The organism is Roseateles sp. (assembly GCF_049240545.1).
Lineage (GTDB): Bacteria > Pseudomonadota > Gammaproteobacteria > Burkholderiales > Burkholderiaceae_C > Paucibacter_A.
On record NZ_JBMLSK010000085.1, the window covers coordinates 45,729 to 59,528 of the forward strand.

At 60.5% G+C, this 13,800-nt stretch carries 16 protein-coding genes; 11 read left to right on the top strand and 5 right to left on the bottom strand.

Annotated elements, in window-relative coordinates; all coding sequences use genetic code 11:
- The first annotated feature begins 13 nt into the window (after window positions 1–13).
- The 7 genes from ACOVRJ_RS05775 to lipA all read left to right on the top strand — a co-directional run bounded on the left by ACOVRJ_RS05775 (window position 14) and on the right by lipA (window position 5,308).
- Window positions 14–340: a (2Fe-2S) ferredoxin domain-containing protein gene (locus ACOVRJ_RS05775; RefSeq protein ID WP_422042942.1), complete on the top strand. Its 327-nt coding sequence runs from the start codon at window positions 14–16 to the stop codon at window positions 338–340.
- Between the two features lie 3 nt (window positions 341–343).
- Window positions 344–964 carry an alpha/beta hydrolase gene (locus ACOVRJ_RS05780; protein ID WP_422042943.1) on the top strand — a complete coding sequence of 207 codons (621 nt, stop codon included), beginning with the start codon at window positions 344–346 and terminating at the stop codon, window positions 962–964.
- Window positions 965–982: 18 nt separating this feature from the next.
- The gene (locus tag ACOVRJ_RS05785; RefSeq protein ID WP_422042944.1) at window positions 983–2,149 is read left to right on the top strand and encodes a D-alanyl-D-alanine carboxypeptidase family protein; all 1,167 of its coding nucleotides are present in this window, start codon (window positions 983–985) and stop codon (window positions 2,147–2,149) included.
- 89 nt (window positions 2,150–2,238) lie between these two features.
- Window positions 2,239–3,120, top strand: a complete 882-nt coding sequence (locus tag ACOVRJ_RS05790) for a D-amino acid aminotransferase (RefSeq protein WP_422042945.1) — start codon at window positions 2,239–2,241, stop codon at window positions 3,118–3,120.
- A 29-nt stretch (window positions 3,121–3,149) separates the two neighbouring features.
- A complete protein-coding gene (locus tag ACOVRJ_RS05795; RefSeq protein WP_422042946.1) occupies window positions 3,150–3,452 on the top strand; it encodes a DUF493 family protein in 303 nt (100 codons plus the stop codon).
- 173 nt (window positions 3,453–3,625) lie between these two features.
- The gene (gene lipB / locus ACOVRJ_RS05800) at window positions 3,626–4,297 is read left to right on the top strand and encodes a lipoyl(octanoyl) transferase LipB (protein WP_422042947.1); all 672 of its coding nucleotides are present in this window, start codon (window positions 3,626–3,628) and stop codon (window positions 4,295–4,297) included.
- 24 nt (window positions 4,298–4,321) lie between these two features.
- On the top strand, window positions 4,322–5,308 hold the full coding sequence (gene lipA, locus ACOVRJ_RS05805) for a lipoyl synthase (RefSeq protein ID WP_422042948.1): 987 nt from the start codon (window positions 4,322–4,324) through the stop codon (window positions 5,306–5,308).
- A 24-nt stretch (window positions 5,309–5,332) separates the two neighbouring features.
- On the opposite strand, the gene ACOVRJ_RS05810 is transcribed toward lipA, so the two are convergent.
- The 4 genes from ACOVRJ_RS05810 to ACOVRJ_RS05825 all read right to left on the bottom strand — a co-directional run bounded on the left by ACOVRJ_RS05810 (window position 5,333) and on the right by ACOVRJ_RS05825 (window position 9,331).
- The gene (locus tag ACOVRJ_RS05810) at window positions 5,333–6,142 is read right to left on the bottom strand and encodes a substrate-binding periplasmic protein (RefSeq protein ID WP_422042949.1); all 810 of its coding nucleotides are present in this window, start codon (window positions 6,140–6,142) and stop codon (window positions 5,333–5,335) included.
- Window positions 6,143–6,174: 32 nt separating this feature from the next.
- Window positions 6,175–6,687 (bottom strand): TlpA disulfide reductase family protein, encoded by a 513-nt coding sequence (locus ACOVRJ_RS05815; protein WP_422042950.1) that lies wholly within the window; start codon window positions 6,685–6,687, stop codon window positions 6,175–6,177.
- 44 nt (window positions 6,688–6,731) lie between these two features.
- A complete protein-coding gene (locus ACOVRJ_RS05820) occupies window positions 6,732–7,919 on the bottom strand; it encodes a hypothetical protein (RefSeq protein ID WP_422042951.1) in 1,188 nt (395 codons plus the stop codon).
- A gap of 194 nt (window positions 7,920–8,113) precedes the next feature.
- The gene (locus ACOVRJ_RS05825; RefSeq protein WP_422042957.1) at window positions 8,114–9,331 is read right to left on the bottom strand and encodes a CaiB/BaiF CoA transferase family protein; all 1,218 of its coding nucleotides are present in this window, start codon (window positions 9,329–9,331) and stop codon (window positions 8,114–8,116) included.
- 143 nt (window positions 9,332–9,474) lie between these two features.
- Here ACOVRJ_RS05825 and ACOVRJ_RS05830 point away from each other — a divergent pair, with 143 nt between their 5' ends.
- The 3 genes from ACOVRJ_RS05830 (at window position 9,475) to ACOVRJ_RS05840 (ending at window position 10,809) form a co-directional block, all read left to right on the top strand.
- A complete protein-coding gene (locus ACOVRJ_RS05830; RefSeq protein ID WP_422042952.1) occupies window positions 9,475–10,008 on the top strand; it encodes a hypothetical protein in 534 nt (177 codons plus the stop codon).
- A 110-nt stretch (window positions 10,009–10,118) separates the two neighbouring features.
- Window positions 10,119–10,523, top strand: coding sequence for a PTS sugar transporter subunit IIA (locus ACOVRJ_RS05835; RefSeq protein WP_422042953.1), 405 nt, complete (start codon window positions 10,119–10,121; stop codon window positions 10,521–10,523).
- 16 nt (window positions 10,524–10,539) lie between these two features.
- Window positions 10,540–10,809 (top strand): HPr family phosphocarrier protein, encoded by a 270-nt coding sequence (locus tag ACOVRJ_RS05840; RefSeq protein WP_422042954.1) that lies wholly within the window; start codon window positions 10,540–10,542, stop codon window positions 10,807–10,809.
- Window positions 10,810–10,830: 21 nt separating this feature from the next.
- Here the strand turns inward: ACOVRJ_RS05840 and ACOVRJ_RS05845 are convergent, their stop codons facing one another.
- Window positions 10,831–11,676, bottom strand: a complete 846-nt coding sequence (locus ACOVRJ_RS05845) for a GNAT family N-acetyltransferase (protein WP_422042955.1) — start codon at window positions 11,674–11,676, stop codon at window positions 10,831–10,833.
- 125 nt (window positions 11,677–11,801) lie between these two features.
- Here ACOVRJ_RS05845 and ptsP point away from each other — a divergent pair, with 125 nt between their 5' ends.
- The gene (ptsP, locus tag ACOVRJ_RS05850; RefSeq protein WP_422042956.1) at window positions 11,802–13,586 is read left to right on the top strand and encodes a phosphoenolpyruvate--protein phosphotransferase; all 1,785 of its coding nucleotides are present in this window, start codon (window positions 11,802–11,804) and stop codon (window positions 13,584–13,586) included.
- Window positions 13,587–13,800: the final 214 nt, after the last annotated feature.

A 13,800-nucleotide genomic window follows, 5' to 3' on the forward strand; every position in this document is an offset into this window, starting at 1 on the left:
CTACAATAGCGGCATGAGCTATTTCAAGCGACACATCTTCTTCTGCCTCAACGAACGTGAGAGCGGCAAAAACAGCTGCGCTCAGCAAGGGGCGCAGGCTGGCTTTGAACACTGCAAAGCGCGCGTGCGCGACTTGGGCCTTGCCGATGTTGGCGGGGTTCGCGTTAACAAGGCCGGTTGCTTGCATCGCTGTGCCGGCGGCCCGGTGGCGGTGGTCTATCCCGATGCGACTTGGTACACCTATGTGGACCAGAGTGATATCGACGAGATCATCGACAAGCATTTGCAGAATGGCGAAGTGGTCGAACGCTTGCTCTTGCCGGACAGCGTTGGGCTCTGAGCGGTGAACTCTCAAACCGAAAAACGCCTGATTGCAGGGCCTGCGGGCCTCATCGAATGTGCGATCGATAGCCCTGGCGCCGAGAGCGCGCCGCGAGGCTTGGCCCTGATTTGTCACCCGAATCCGACCCAGGGTGGAACCATGGACAACAAGGTGGTGCAGACCTTGGCCCGGGCATTTGTACAGCTGGGCTATCGAACGGCGCGCTTCAACTTTCGCGGCATCGGGAAATCCGAGGGCGCTTGGGATGAAGGTCGCGGTGAGATCGATGATGCGCTGGCCGTTTTGGCTGCGGTGCGCGCGAGTGATGAGCCTTTTGTGCTGGCCGGCTTCTCTTTTGGCGCCTATGTGAGCACCCAGGCGGCTTTGCGTTTGCCCGAGGAGGCTCGGGCCGAGCGTTTGGTGCTGGTCGGCCCGGCCACCAGTCGCTTCAACACGGCGGCGGTGCCGGCCGACACCGTGGTCATTCACGGTGAGGTGGATGATGTGGTGCCGCTCAGTTCGGTGCTGGACTGGGCTCGACCCCAGGCCTTGCCGGTTGTTGTGGTGCCCGGCGTTGGACATTTTTTCCATGGGCAATTGCCATTGCTGAAGAACATCGTGGTTCGTAGCTGGCAGGCCTGATTTCCCTGAGACTTTTTGATGATGATGTTGAAACGATTGATCGCCCTGGTTCTGAGCGCAGCTGCCGCTGTCGCGTCTATGTCGGCGCAAGCGCAAGCACCCCAAGCGCCCGAGATCGCCGCGCGTAGCTATTTGCTGCTGGACATGTCGGCCAACCGGGTGTTGACCGAGCGTGATGCCGATACACCGAACGATCCGGCCTCGCTGACCAAGTTGATGACGGCTTACATCGTTTTTGGCGCCCTGCGCGATAAGCGTTTGACGCTGGAGCAGCCGCTGACCGTGTCCAAGCGCGCATGGGATGAACGCAAGGGCGATCCGTCGCTGATGTTCATCGATACGACGATGACGCCCAAGGTCGATGAGTTGTTGCGCGGCATGATCATTCAATCGGGCAACGATGCTTCGGTCGCCTTGGCAGAGGGCGTGGGCGGCACCGTTGAGCAGTTCGTGGCGATGATGAATCGCCAAGCGCAAGCCTGGGGACTGAAGAACACCGAGTTCAAGAATGTGACCGGCATGACCGAGCCGGGGCATCGCAGCAGTGCGCGCGACCTGTCGGTGATCGCCTCCCATTTGATTCGTGACTTTCCGCAGTACTACAGCTATTACTCGCAGCGCGACTTCACGTTTAACAAGATTCGTCAAGACAACCGCAATCTGCTGCTGCGTCGCGACCCCAGCGTGGATGGCATGAAGACCGGCTATACCGAAGCCGCGGGTTACTGTCTGGTGTCGAGCGCGCAGCGCGAGTTCCCGAATGGCAAACGTCGCCTGCTCAGCGTGGTGATGGGCACGGCCTCCAGGGAAGCCCGTGCCAGCGAAAGCCAGAAGTTGTTGAACTGGGGCTATTCCGCCTTTGATGCGGTGCGCCTGTTTGAAGAGGGCCAAGCCATCAGCACAGTGCCGGTCTGGAAGGGTGCGGCGCCTGAGGCCAAGCTGGGGGCCAGCAGCGCTGTCTTCGTGGCCGTGCCACGCGGCGATGGTGCCAAGCTGCAGACCAAGGTTGAACGTACCGATCCACTGGTCGCCCCCTTGACCAAGGGGCAACGAGTGGGCACTCTGACGGTCACGACCTCGAACGGTGTGGCTGTGGCTGAAGTGCCCTTGGTGGTGCAGGAGGCGGTGCCCTTGGCCGGCATTTTTGGCCGCGCTTGGGATGCTATTCGTTTGTGGATCAAGTGACTCATGCCGGCCAGGGCGGCGCGCTGAGTTAGTTTCAGCTTGAGGCTTGATCGTCCGGGTGTGCTTGGATCTGATCAGGAGGAGGCCGCATGAAGACTCACGCTTTGCCCGAGGTGTACTGTTTTCTGAATGGCGATTACGCGCCCCTGGCCGAGGCCAAGATCTCGGTGATGGATCGTGGTTTCATTTTTGGCGACGGCGCCTATGAGATGTTGCCTGTCTATGGCCGGCGCCTGTTTCGCTTCGAGCAGCATATGGACCGTTTTGAGCGCAGCTTGGCCAAGTTGCGCATCAACAGCCCAATGTTGCGCGCCCAGTGGTTGGAAATCGCGCGCAAGCTGATTTCCAAGGTCGAGGCCGAGGATCAGGCGCTGTACTTGCAAGTCACCCGCGGCGTGGCGCCACGCAACCATGTGATGCCGCCGGGCATTCAGCCCACCGTGTTCGCCTACAGCAGCGCGTCGAAGCCCATCTCGGCCGAAGAACGTCATCACGGCGTGAGTTGCGTCAGCGCCCGTGACTTCCGCTGGGAGCGCGGCGACATCAAGAGCACGTCTTTGCTGGGCAATGTGTTGGCTCGGCAGATCTCAGCCGACCAAGGGGCGCTGGAAACGATTCTGTTGCGTGACGGCTTTTTGACCGAGGCGTCGGCTTCCAATGTCTGGATCGTCAAGGAGGGCGCGCTGCTCGGTCCTCCGAAGAGCGAATGCTTGCTTGAAGGCATCCGGGTGGAACTGCTCAAAGAGCTTTGCGAAGAAGTCGGCATCGGCTACAACCTGCGCCCGATTTCAGAGGTCGAACTGTTTGCGGCCGACGAGATCATCCTCAGCTCGGCCACCAAAGAGGTGTTGCCGGTGACGACGCTGGATCACCAGTCGGTGGGGCATGGTGCCTTGCGCGGCAAGCCCGGACCGGTCTACGCGCGGCTGTTTGAGGCTTACCAGCGCGCCAAGCTGCTGCAGTCCATTTAAGAATATGAAAAAAGTTTGAGAGTAAGACGATGAGTATTCTGCCCCCCATGAACCCGCCACCGGACATTCCGCCCGAGCAGTCTTTGATTGAATATCCCTCGCGTTTCCCTATCAAAGTGATGGGCAGCCATGTGGAGGGCTTTGTTGAGGCGATCGCTCAGGTGGCGCTGCAGTTCGACCCCGAATTCGACGCCGCAACCATCGAGCGCCGCCCCAGCAAGGGCGGCAACTACCTGGGCCTGACGATTACCGTCACCGCCACCAGTCGCGAACAGCTCGACGAGTTGTACCGCACGCTCAGCACCCATCCGATGGTCAAGGTGGTGCTGTAAGCCGCATCGATCCAGGCCTCCCGCTCAGCTTGCGGGGGCGGCCGCCAAAGCGTCGACCCTGATCCAAAACCTTGCTGGGTGCGGATTTATCGACAACATTTGCTGCTTCGCGCACCCAAACTCAGGTGTCCGTCGTGGCGAAGGGCTTTCAGGCTGGCGCTACCATTCGTCACATGATTGTTGTGAAAACTCTGGGGCGAGTGGATTACGCGCCGACTGTTGAGGCTATGCGCGAGTTCACAGAGTCGCGTGGGCCCGACACCCCCGATGAACTCTGGCTTTGCGAGCATCCGCCCACCTACACCCAGGGCCTGGCCGGCAAGGCCGACCATGTACTGCAGGCTGGCGGTATCCCGGTGGTGCAGACCAACCGAGGCGGGCAGGTGACCTATCACGGGCCGGGTCAGGTGGTGGCCTACCCCTTGATCAATCTGCAGCGCGCCGGCTACTTCGTCCGCGAGTATGTGTTCCGCCTGGAAGCGGCGGTGATTCAGACGCTGGATGCTTACGGCATCACCGGCCACCGGGTGGCGGGTGCTCCCGGCATTTATGTGCGGCTGAATGACCCTCACAACCATGCGGCGCTGTCGGGCCCGGTCGATCCACTCGACCCGTTTCGCGGCTTGGGCAAGGTGGCGGCTTTGGGTATCAAGGTCAGCCGGCATTGCACTTATCACGGTGTCGCATTGAACGTGGCGATGGATTTGCAGCCCTTTGCAGGCATCAACCCCTGTGGTTATGCGGGTCTGGCAACGGTGGACCTCGTTACACTCGGGGTTTTTGCGGATTGGCCCGAGGTGGCCCAGCGTTTCGGCGAGCGGCTGCAGGCCCAGCTCGAAGGCTGAACGATCATTTGGAGTTTGGCTGGCATGGCGACCGAGAACATCACTCACGAAGCGAAGACAGGCGAGGCGTATGACGCCAGCGCCAAGCAAAAGTCGCAGGCCAAAACGGCCCGCATCCCGATCAAGATCGTGCCGGCTGAAACGCTGAAAAAGCCCGATTGGATTCGCGTCAAAGCCGGCTCCCCCAGCACCCGCTTTTACGAAATCAAGCAGATCCTGCGCGAGCAAAAGCTGCACACCGTTTGCGAAGAAGCCTCCTGCCCGAATATTGGCGAATGCTTCGGCAAGGGCACGGCCACCTTCATGATCATGGGGGACAAGTGCACCCGTCGCTGCCCCTTCTGCGATGTGGGCCATGGCCGCCCCGACCCGCTCGATACCGATGAGCCGCTGAAGCTGGCGCAGACCATCGCCGCGTTGAAGCTCAAGTATGTGGTCATCACCAGCGTGGACCGTGACGATCTGCGTGACGGCGGTGCCGGCCATTTTGTCGAGTGCATCCAGAAGATCCGCGAACTCAGCCCGACGACGCAGATCGAGATTTTGACGCCCGACTTCCGCGGCCGCGCCGACCGCGCGCTGGACATCTTGAAGGCTGCGCCGCCGGATGTGATGAACCATAACCTCGAGACTGCACCGCGCCTCTACAAGGAAGCGCGCCCCGGTTCCGACTACCAGTTCAGCCTGGACCTGCTCAAGCGCTTCAAGGCCGAAGTGCCGGGCGTGCCGACCAAGAGCGGCATCATGGTCGGCTTGGGTGAGACCGATGAAGAAGTGTTGCAGGTCATGCGCGATATGCGAGCCCACAACATAGACATGTTGACCATTGGGCAATACCTGGCCCCCTCGGGCCACCATCTGCCGGTGCGCCGCTATGTGCACCCGGATACCTTCAAGATGTTTGAGGCTGAGGCCTACAAGATGGGTTTCAGTCACGCGGCCGTTGGCGCCATGGTGCGCTCAAGCTACCACGCCGATCAGCAGGCGCACGGCGTATTGGCGGGCGACTGAAAGATCCCGCCGCCGTTCTGAAGTTCAGCGGTAGCTGACGCGCCGCCTGAACTCATCTTGCAGGCGCTGGTAGCTGCCGTCACGACGCATCTGCGCCAGGCCTTGGCTGAAGGTCATGGCGAGGCGCTCCCCCTGCGGGTGCTGTTTGGAAAATGCCACCCAGAAGCCATCCATTGACACCAAACCCACCCGCTTGACTTTGCCTCGCGCCTCGGGGGTAGCGTCGATACGCATCCAGCCGGGGGTGCGGTTCAGCAAGATGTAGTCGACGCGCTTGTTCAGCAGCATGCGAATCAAGGCGCCGTCTGAGACTGCCGCGAACTTTTGGATCCGGCTGTCATGCATGAACTCGCTCGGATAGGTGTAGCCATTGGTATAGGCCACGCGCTTGCCGCGCAAATCGGAGAGGCGCATTTCCACCCCGGTGTTGTCGGCTCGACCGAAGATGGACAACTCTTCTTCAAACATGGCGGGTTGGTGCCAGATATAGTCGCTGCGGTTGTCATCGGTGATGGTCGCGTTGAAGCAACCGGCCACCTGCGCCGTCTTGGCATATTGCATGCAGCGGGCAAAGGGCACGTTGATGAGTTGCACCTTGATGCCTTGGCTGGCAAACACGGCGCGCACCAGATCCACGCTGTAGCCCACCGGGCTGGTTTGAGGGTCTGCGCCCGGCTTTTCTGCGGCACTGTAGGGCGACCAGTCATCCTCGCCGGCCAAGACCACGGTGTTCTTGTCGAGAGGCTCTTCCGCAGCCGATGCGACCCCACTGACGATCGCTAGACCGATCGAGAGGCTGAGTTGGCACAGGGTGCGGATCATTGAGCTTCGCATGGTCAAAGTTCGAGTGCCGCCAGGGTTTGTGTTCAAGCCTTTTCGGCCAAGAGCTTTTCTACCAGCGCATGCAGGGCGGCGAAGTCCGGCTCGCCCACATAACGTTTCACCACCTCGCCGCGCTTGTTGATCAGCAAGGTCGTCGGGGTCAATTGGATCTTGCCGAACTGCTTGGCAATTTCGCCGGTGTTGTCGATTGCAACGCCGAAGGGCAGCTTGCGGCTCTCGGCGAAGTTGGCCACAAAAGCGGGCGGGTCGTAACTCATGGCCACGGCCAAGGTATCGAAACCGCGCGCCTTGAACTTCTCATGCGTGGCCATCAACTCGGGCATTTCTTTGACGCAAGTGCTGCAACTGGTGGCCCAGAAGTTCACCAGCATCACCTTGCCGGCCCACTGGCTGGAATCCAGCTTCTGGCCGTTCAAGAGCACGTAACTGACCACAGGCAGCTTCTCTTGCTGGCCCAGGTCTTGGTAGGCCCAAAAACCGGCACCACCCAAGGCAGCCAGCAGCACAGGGATCACGACGCTTCTTTGCAACTTCATGCCCGTAGTGTAGCCGGGCCCTAAATGCTCGACTTCGACCGGGTTTAGAGGCTTTTGGACAGCTCGAACAGCAGCACCGAGGGCAGGGCATCGCTCACGTGCAGACGAGAGATTCGGGCTAAACCGTCCGAGGTGGCGGTGGACAGCTGCGTCAAATGGGGCTCGTCCAGGACTTCAACAAAGCAAAAGTCTGGCACTTCGCGCATGGTTTCTTCGTGCAGGCGCTCGAAGTCGGCGCCGCGCAGGGCGCTTTCAAAGATGATGCCGTGCGGCAGGCCTTCCTCACAGAACCGGAGTGCTTCGCTCATGCTGCCGACCAGGTCGACGATCAGGCCCATGTGCTGGACCGCCGCCTGAATCTGCGTGCGCAAGTCTCGCCGCTGCGAGACGATCAACACATGGCTGCCCGCCAGCGGTTTTGAATTGCTGGAAGGCTGGTAGTCGGAGTCGCGCTCCCGTTCGATGGGTGGCAGGGGGGGCGTGGCCGACCCTACAGTCAGGCCGGCCACGCCGGGCTCTTCGCTGACGGTGTTGGGAAACTCCAGCGTCAAAACGGTGATGCCGGCCTCGTCCTCGCGCAGTGGCAGCACGCCCATTGTTAGGGCAGTCTGCTCAACCAGTCGCCAAGACAGTGAGTTGAGTGCACGAGGCAACTCTTGGGCGCGCGGATCGTCCATCAAATCAAGTGAGCGATGGGCGAATCGGCAGGTCAAGCGAGCTTTGGCCGGCCAAGGCGTCAGATCCAGGCGCAGATCGACGGCGCTGTGGGTGCTGGACAAGGCCCAATCCATCAGCGCATTGAGGAGGGAAAACAGCAAAGAGCCATCGGTCATGACCTCCACTGGTTTGAGGATCTGCCGAACCTGGATGCCGCGGGACTGGGTTTCGCGACTGCGCTGCGCCAAGACGCCGCGCAAAACCTGCGTCAGGTGCATGCGCTCGCGCGACAGACGCAGTCGCCCGGAGGCCAGGCGCGCCAGCTGTTGTCCCATCATGCCGGCCTCACGTGCCTGGACGACGCTTTCTTTCAGCGAGCGCAGGCTCTGGCGGTCAATTTGCCCCGTGCTGATCAGATCATGGATGCGTTCCATGGCGGTGCTGAGCGGCCCGGCAATCTCGGCTCCCAGTTGCTGCACGATGTCGGTCCATTGCGTGTGGCTGGGCGAGCCGGCGACATCGTTCGCGGCTGCTTGGGCGGCACTGGCAGTGGAGGCAGTCGGAGGGCTGGACATGAAGGGGCTTGTTTGGCTGTGGGCCGTGTTGTCTTTGTACTCGCCCAGAGAGAGCGAAGTGACCACAGCGGCCGCCATCGTCAGCGCGATACTTCAGAGCGTCCATCCCTTGATCCGGGGGAAAGCACTGTCAAATCAGGCTTGTTCCTCCAGGGCGTTCGTTTTTTGAGGAATTTTTCACGCTTGCATTTGGCTCAGGCGACGACGCCAGAAGCGAGCAGGGCGTTGATTTCAGCTTCTGACAAGCCGGCTTCGGACAAGAGTTGTTGCGTGTGCTGGCCCAGAGTTGGGGGTGCGCGTCGATAGCTCACCGGCGTGGCCGATAGCTTGATTGGGCTTGCAACCAGGCGCAGCTCGGGGTTCAAGGGATGGGGGACATGCGCGCACATCTGACGCGCTTGCACCTGGGGGTCGGCAAAGGTCTGCGCCAGATTGTTGATGGGGCCGCAGGGCACATGGGCTGCTTCAAGGGCGCTCAACCACGCATCACGCGACTTGGACCTGAGGGCTTGTGCAATCAGGGGGGTCAGAGTATCTCGGTGACGCACGCGTGCCGCATTGCTGCTGAATCGAGGATCCTGGGCCCATTCTGGATGGCCGGCGATGCAGCAAAACTTGCCGAACTGCACATCGTTGCCCACGGCAAGGATCAGATGTCCATCTGCCGCCTCAAAGACTTGATAGGGCACGATGTTTTGATGGGCATTGCCCATGCGGGCTGGCGTTACGCCGCTGCACAAATAGTTGACCCCAAGGTTGGTCAGCATCGCCACTTGACTGTCGAGCAGCGCCATGTCGATGAGTTGCCCCTCGCCGGTGGCATCCCGGTGGCGCAAGGCGGCCAGGATGGCCACGCTGGCGTACATACCGGTGAACAAGTCGGCGACTGCCACGCCAACTTTCTGCGGACCTGCGCCGGGGAGATCATCGCGTTCCCCAGTGACGCTCATCAGGCCACCAATGCCTTGGACGGCATAGTCATAGCCGGCACGCTCCCGGTAAGGGCCGGTTTGGCCGAATCCTGTGATGGAACAGACGATCAGTCCGGGATTGGCCTGCCGCAAGGTTTGGGCGTCCAGGCCGTAGCGAGCCAGATCGCCGACCTTGAAGTTCTCGACCAAGACATCGACCTTGGCAGCCAGGCGACGTATCAAGACCTGACCCTCGGGCTTGGCGATGTCGATGGCAATGGATCGCTTGTTTCGGTTGGCTCCCAGGTAGTAGGCCGCTTCGCTGGTGTCGGCACCCTCGGTGTCCTTCAGGTACGGAGGCCCCCAACTGCGAGTGTCATCACCCTGGCCGGGTCTTTCAACCTTTATGACATCGGCACCCAGATCGGCGAGCGTTTGCGTGCACCAGGGGCCCGCCAAGACACGGGAGAGGTCCAGAATACGCACTCCAGCCAGGGCCATCGGCGCGGTAGCGCTGGTTGGGTTGCTTGTATGCACGGCACCAGGGGTGGCGGGATCGGAGTTCTGCATGCCTTTGATTGTGCGGCATCGCCGTGGTGAGGCTTTGACGGGCGAGGGCTCAGGCGCCGCTCGATAATGCCAAGATGAAAGTGAAATTCTGGTTGGTGTCTTCGTCTGCGCTTCGTCGGTTGGCGGGCTTTTTGTTGGCGACTAGTTTGGCGGCATGCTCGCCCGCATTGGATTGGCGGGAGGTGAGACCGGCCGGCAGTGGCGTGCAGGCGCTGTTCCCTTGCAAACCGCAGATCAATGTGCGCCCTGCGACACCGGCTGAGCCTTCGAGCATGGGCTTGGCCGAGTGCAAGGCCGCGGATTTGAGTTTTTCGCTGGCTTGGGCGGACCTATCTGAGCCGCAGATGGTGACGCCGGCATTGCTGCAGATGCGGCAGTCCTTAGCGGCCAAGCTACAAGCGCCTGGCACCGCCGGGACGGCGTTTCAGGTGCCCGGCATGACGCCCAACCCCGAAGCGCAGGTGCAGGTTTTTTCCGGGGCTTCCCAAACTGCTCACGTCGCTGTTTTTGCGCGAGGTCTGCGTGTCTATCAGGTGGTGGTGTTGGGTAAAAAAGGCGCCAATGAAGCCTGGGACGGCTTTGTGTCTGCGGTGAAGTTGGATCAGTGAGTGGCGCTTTGAATGTGTTTCAGGCCTCCGTCGCCGGGCTGGTCGCGACCGAAGGGGCCAGAGTGAGCCAGCGCTTCACTGCTGCTTAACGCTGCGTTGATAATCGTGCCATGCCCGGTCTACTCCTGATTGCCCACGCACCCTTGGCCTCCGCGATGAAAGCGGTTGCCGAACACACCTTTCCGAATTGCGCGCCGCAGTTGGCCGTGCTCGATGTGAGCCCCGAAATGTCGGCGGAAGATGTCGAGTCGGCGGCCCGCGCCTTGTTGGCAGAGGCAGGTCATGCGGAGGCCTTGGTGTTGACGGATGTTTTTGGCGCCACGCCTTGCAATGGCGCTTTGCGTCTGCAAGGGCCTCAAGTGCGTGTGATCAGCGGAGTGAATGTGCCGATGTTGTGGCGATCGCTTTGCTATGCCAATGAGTCGCTGGAAGCGCTGGCCGAGCGCGCTTTGCAAGGCGGCGTTCGTGGCATTGTTTTGAACGAGATTCCTGTGAACCCCTGCTCGAAGCCTTGAGCTTCAACCCCAATCAATGATCAAGTCCACGCTCACCATCAGCAACAAATTAGGTCTGCACGCACGCGCCTCAGCCAAGTTGACCAAACTGGCGGGGTCTTTTAAGTGCGAGGTCTTTATGAGCCGCAACAGTCGGCGCGTCAATGCCAAGAGCATCATGGGCGTGATGATGTTGGCGGCCGGCTTGGGTTCGCAGGTTGAATTGGAAACCGACGGCCCGGATGAACAGGCCGCACAAGACGCCATCACCGCTTTGGTGAACGATAAGTTCGGCGAAGGCCAGTAAGCCGCGTTTGCGGCTTGCAGTTCAAGCCATGAAGTGCCGGCGATAGCGTGCGGGCAGATCAGCAAGACGCATCATCATCGGCAGGTCCGCGGTATTGAAGTCCGGGTCCCATGCGGGGGCACCAAGAATCTTTGCCCCGCAGCGCAGATAGCCCTTGATCAACGGGGGCGCGTCGACCGTGAGGTCGTGGCGCAACTCTTCAACCGGCAGCGGTAAACGAGGGCGCACTTGCCACTCAATGCCGGCCAGATGGCTTTGTTCCAACTGTTTCCACAAACTGGCGGCAAAGTGGCCGCCATCTCGCATGCTGATGCTGGCGCAGCCGATCATGGTGTCGAGGTCGTTGCGCTGCATGAATTCCGCCAGCGCGCCCCACAGGGCCATGATCGCGCCGCCAGAGCGGTGTTCGGGATGAATGCAAGAGCGGCCCAGCTCGACCATGCGTTCGCGCAGGCTGCGCAGGCGGGTCAAGTCGAATTCTGTTTCGCTGTACAGCCCGCCAGCACGCTTGGCAGCGGCGGGTGTGAGCACTCTGTAGGTCCCGATCACGGCTCCCGGCTCAGACTCGGCATCCATTGATCGCACCAGCAGGTGCTCGCAAAACGGATCAAAGGCGTCGATGTCGTGACCGGCCGGCGAGCCCTTGGGGGTACTCAGTCGGGCGCCCATCTCTTCGGCAAATACTTGGTAGCGCAGGCGCTGTGCTTCCCGCACCTCGTCCTCGCTACGAGCCCAACTGACGTCCAGTCTCGCCATGCCCGCCCTGGCAGGGGCCGTCGGAATGGCCGAAGGTGGCTTCGGATGCAACTCAGGCATGCGGGGACGCAGGTCAGAGAAGGGCAGGGTGGGCAGCGGTAAATCCCTCATGAGCGGCCTATTGCTTGTCGTTGGTGGACGGGATGGATGCTCGGTGTTGGGGGTGACGCTGGCGTGACGCAGGAGTGACGATTCAATGACTCCGATGCAGTTCTGTGGCCTGCTAAAGTCGGCGCATGAGCTTCCAGGTTTTCGGTATCCCGGTTTCGCGCGGCGTGGCCATTGGCCGAGCCGTTTTGGTGGCGTCCAGCCGCTTGGATGTGGCTCACTATTACATTGCCGAGGCTCAGGTCGAGCCAGAGATTCGGCGCGCATTACGCGCCCGCGATGAAGTCGCGTTAGAACTCGAAACCTTGAAGCAGGACCTGCCGGGCGATACCCCGCATGAGTTGGCTGCCTTGCTTGACGTGCATCTGATGTTGTTGCACGACGAGGCGCTGTTGGGGGCAACCAAGCACTGGATTGTTGAGCGCCACTACAACGCGGAGTGGGCCTTGTCGGCTCAACTTGAAGTTCTGGCTCGACAGTTCGATGAGATGGAAGATGACTATCTCCGCGAGCGCAAGGCTGATCTCGAGCAAGTGGTGGAGCGCATTCTGAGCGCACTCGCTCGAGAGCAGGGCAACGCGCCAGTGGACGCGTCCAGCGTGGTGCAACGTGATTTCGCCGGGGAGGATCCGCTTTTGTTGGTCGCGACAGACATTGCGCCTGCCGACATGATGCAATTCAAGCGCAGCGTGTTTCACGGTTTCATTACCGATATTGGCGGCAAGACCTCTCACACGGCCATTGTGGCTCGCAGCATGGACATCCCTGCGGTCGTGGGAACCCGTGAAGCTTCCCGCCTGATCCGCCAGGATGACTGGGTCATCATCGATGGGGATGCCGGCACCGTCATCGTCAATCCTTCTCCGATCATGTTGGAGGAGTACCGTTTCCGGCAGCGTCAGAGCGAGTTGGAGCGGGCCCGCTTGGCGCGTCTAAGGCATACGCCGGCGGTGACCTTGGATGGCGAGCGTGTCGAATTGCATGCCAATATTGAATTGCCCGCGGATGCCCTGGCAGCCGTCGAGTCGGGCGCGACCGGCGTAGGACTGTTTCGCAGCGAGTTCTTGTTCATGAATCGTGGCGGTGAATTGCCGAGCGAAGAAGAGCAGTTTGTCTCTTACCGGGCTGCGGTCGAGGCCATGCGCGGTATGCCCGTGACGATTCGTACTGTGGACGTCGGCGCCGATAAGCCTTTGGATCGATTGAGCGTCAGTGAGCTGCGCCATGAGCATGTGTTGAATCCGGCCATGGGCTTGCGGGCCATACGCTGGAGCCTGGCAGAGCCCAGCATGTTCCGGCAGCAACTGCGAGCCATCTACAGAGCGAGCGCTTTCGGCAAGGTGCGGCTATTGATCCCGATGGTGGCGCATCTGAATGAAGTCCGTCAAATCTTGGAGTCAATCAAGAAGGTTCGCCAGCAACTCACGGACTCAGGCCAAGCCTTCGGCATTGTCGATCTGGGTGTGATGATTGAGATACCCGCGGCAGCAGTGATGCTGCCTCTGTTGCTGCGCCACGTGGATTTTGTTTCTGTCGGCACGAATGATTTGATTCAGTACACCTTGGCGATAGATCGTGCTGATGAGGCCGTGGCTCATCTCTACGACCCTTGGCACCCGGCCGTCCTGCAATTGCTGGCGAGCACGATTTCCTATGCGCGCAATGCGGGCAAGTCGGTCAGCGTTTGCGGAGAAATGGCGGGCGATCCTGTTTTCACGGATTTGCTTCTCGCCATGGGCTTGCGCAGCTTTTCCATGCATCCATCGCAGATTCCCTCTGTGAAACAGCGAGTCCTGAGGGCTGACGCTGGTCGCCTGACCAAGTCGCTGGCTGCCGTTCTGCAAAGTGAGGACCCCCAGCGGGCCGCGGAATTGGCCTTTGCGGCACAGAAAGCCCCCTCCGTCCCCCATTGATTCGCGATCAACTGGCGGAAGGCGACATGAGAGACGCTGCAAAAGTTGGGTAATTCTCTTTGAGTGCCGAAATTGTTGTGCTAGACTAGCGGGCTTCGCTGCTTCGGAATGAATTGTTTTGAAGCGGTGGGTAGCGAGAAGCGGTTGAGAAAATAAATCTCGAAACGCTTGACGGATGAATAAAAAATCAGTCATAATCTCGCTTCTGTGCTGC

Excerpts from the sequence above, each read along its gene's own strand:
- ACOVRJ_RS05775 (WP_422042942.1), top strand. The coding sequence starts at position 14 with ATGAGCTATTTCAAGCGACACATCTTCTTCTGCCTCAACGAACGTGAG.
- ACOVRJ_RS05785 (WP_422042944.1), top strand. The coding sequence starts at position 983 with ATGATGATGTTGAAACGATTGATCGCCCTGGTTCTGAGCGCAGCTGCC.
- ACOVRJ_RS05790 (WP_422042945.1), top strand. The coding sequence starts at position 2,239 with ATGAAGACTCACGCTTTGCCCGAGGTGTACTGTTTTCTGAATGGCGAT.
- ACOVRJ_RS05795 (WP_422042946.1), top strand. The coding sequence starts at position 3,150 with ATGAGTATTCTGCCCCCCATGAACCCGCCACCGGACATTCCGCCCGAG.
- lipB (WP_422042947.1), top strand. The coding sequence starts at position 3,626 with ATGATTGTTGTGAAAACTCTGGGGCGAGTGGATTACGCGCCGACTGTT.
- lipA (WP_422042948.1), top strand. The coding sequence starts at position 4,322 with ATGGCGACCGAGAACATCACTCACGAAGCGAAGACAGGCGAGGCGTAT.
- ACOVRJ_RS05810 (WP_422042949.1), bottom strand. The coding sequence starts at position 6,142 with ATGCGAAGCTCAATGATCCGCACCCTGTGCCAACTCAGCCTCTCGATC.
- ACOVRJ_RS05815 (WP_422042950.1), bottom strand. The coding sequence starts at position 6,687 with ATGAAGTTGCAAAGAAGCGTCGTGATCCCTGTGCTGCTGGCTGCCTTG.
- ACOVRJ_RS05820 (WP_422042951.1), bottom strand. The coding sequence starts at position 7,919 with ATGTCCAGCCCTCCGACTGCCTCCACTGCCAGTGCCGCCCAAGCAGCC.
- ACOVRJ_RS05825 (WP_422042957.1), bottom strand. The coding sequence starts at position 9,331 with ATGGCCCTGGCTGGAGTGCGTATTCTGGACCTCTCCCGTGTCTTGGCG.
- ACOVRJ_RS05830 (WP_422042952.1), top strand. The coding sequence starts at position 9,475 with ATGAAAGTGAAATTCTGGTTGGTGTCTTCGTCTGCGCTTCGTCGGTTG.
- ACOVRJ_RS05835 (WP_422042953.1), top strand. The coding sequence starts at position 10,119 with ATGCCCGGTCTACTCCTGATTGCCCACGCACCCTTGGCCTCCGCGATG.
- ACOVRJ_RS05840 (WP_422042954.1), top strand. The coding sequence starts at position 10,540 with ATGATCAAGTCCACGCTCACCATCAGCAACAAATTAGGTCTGCACGCA.
- ACOVRJ_RS05845 (WP_422042955.1), bottom strand. The coding sequence starts at position 11,676 with ATGAGGGATTTACCGCTGCCCACCCTGCCCTTCTCTGACCTGCGTCCC.
- ptsP (WP_422042956.1), top strand. The coding sequence starts at position 11,802 with ATGAGCTTCCAGGTTTTCGGTATCCCGGTTTCGCGCGGCGTGGCCATT.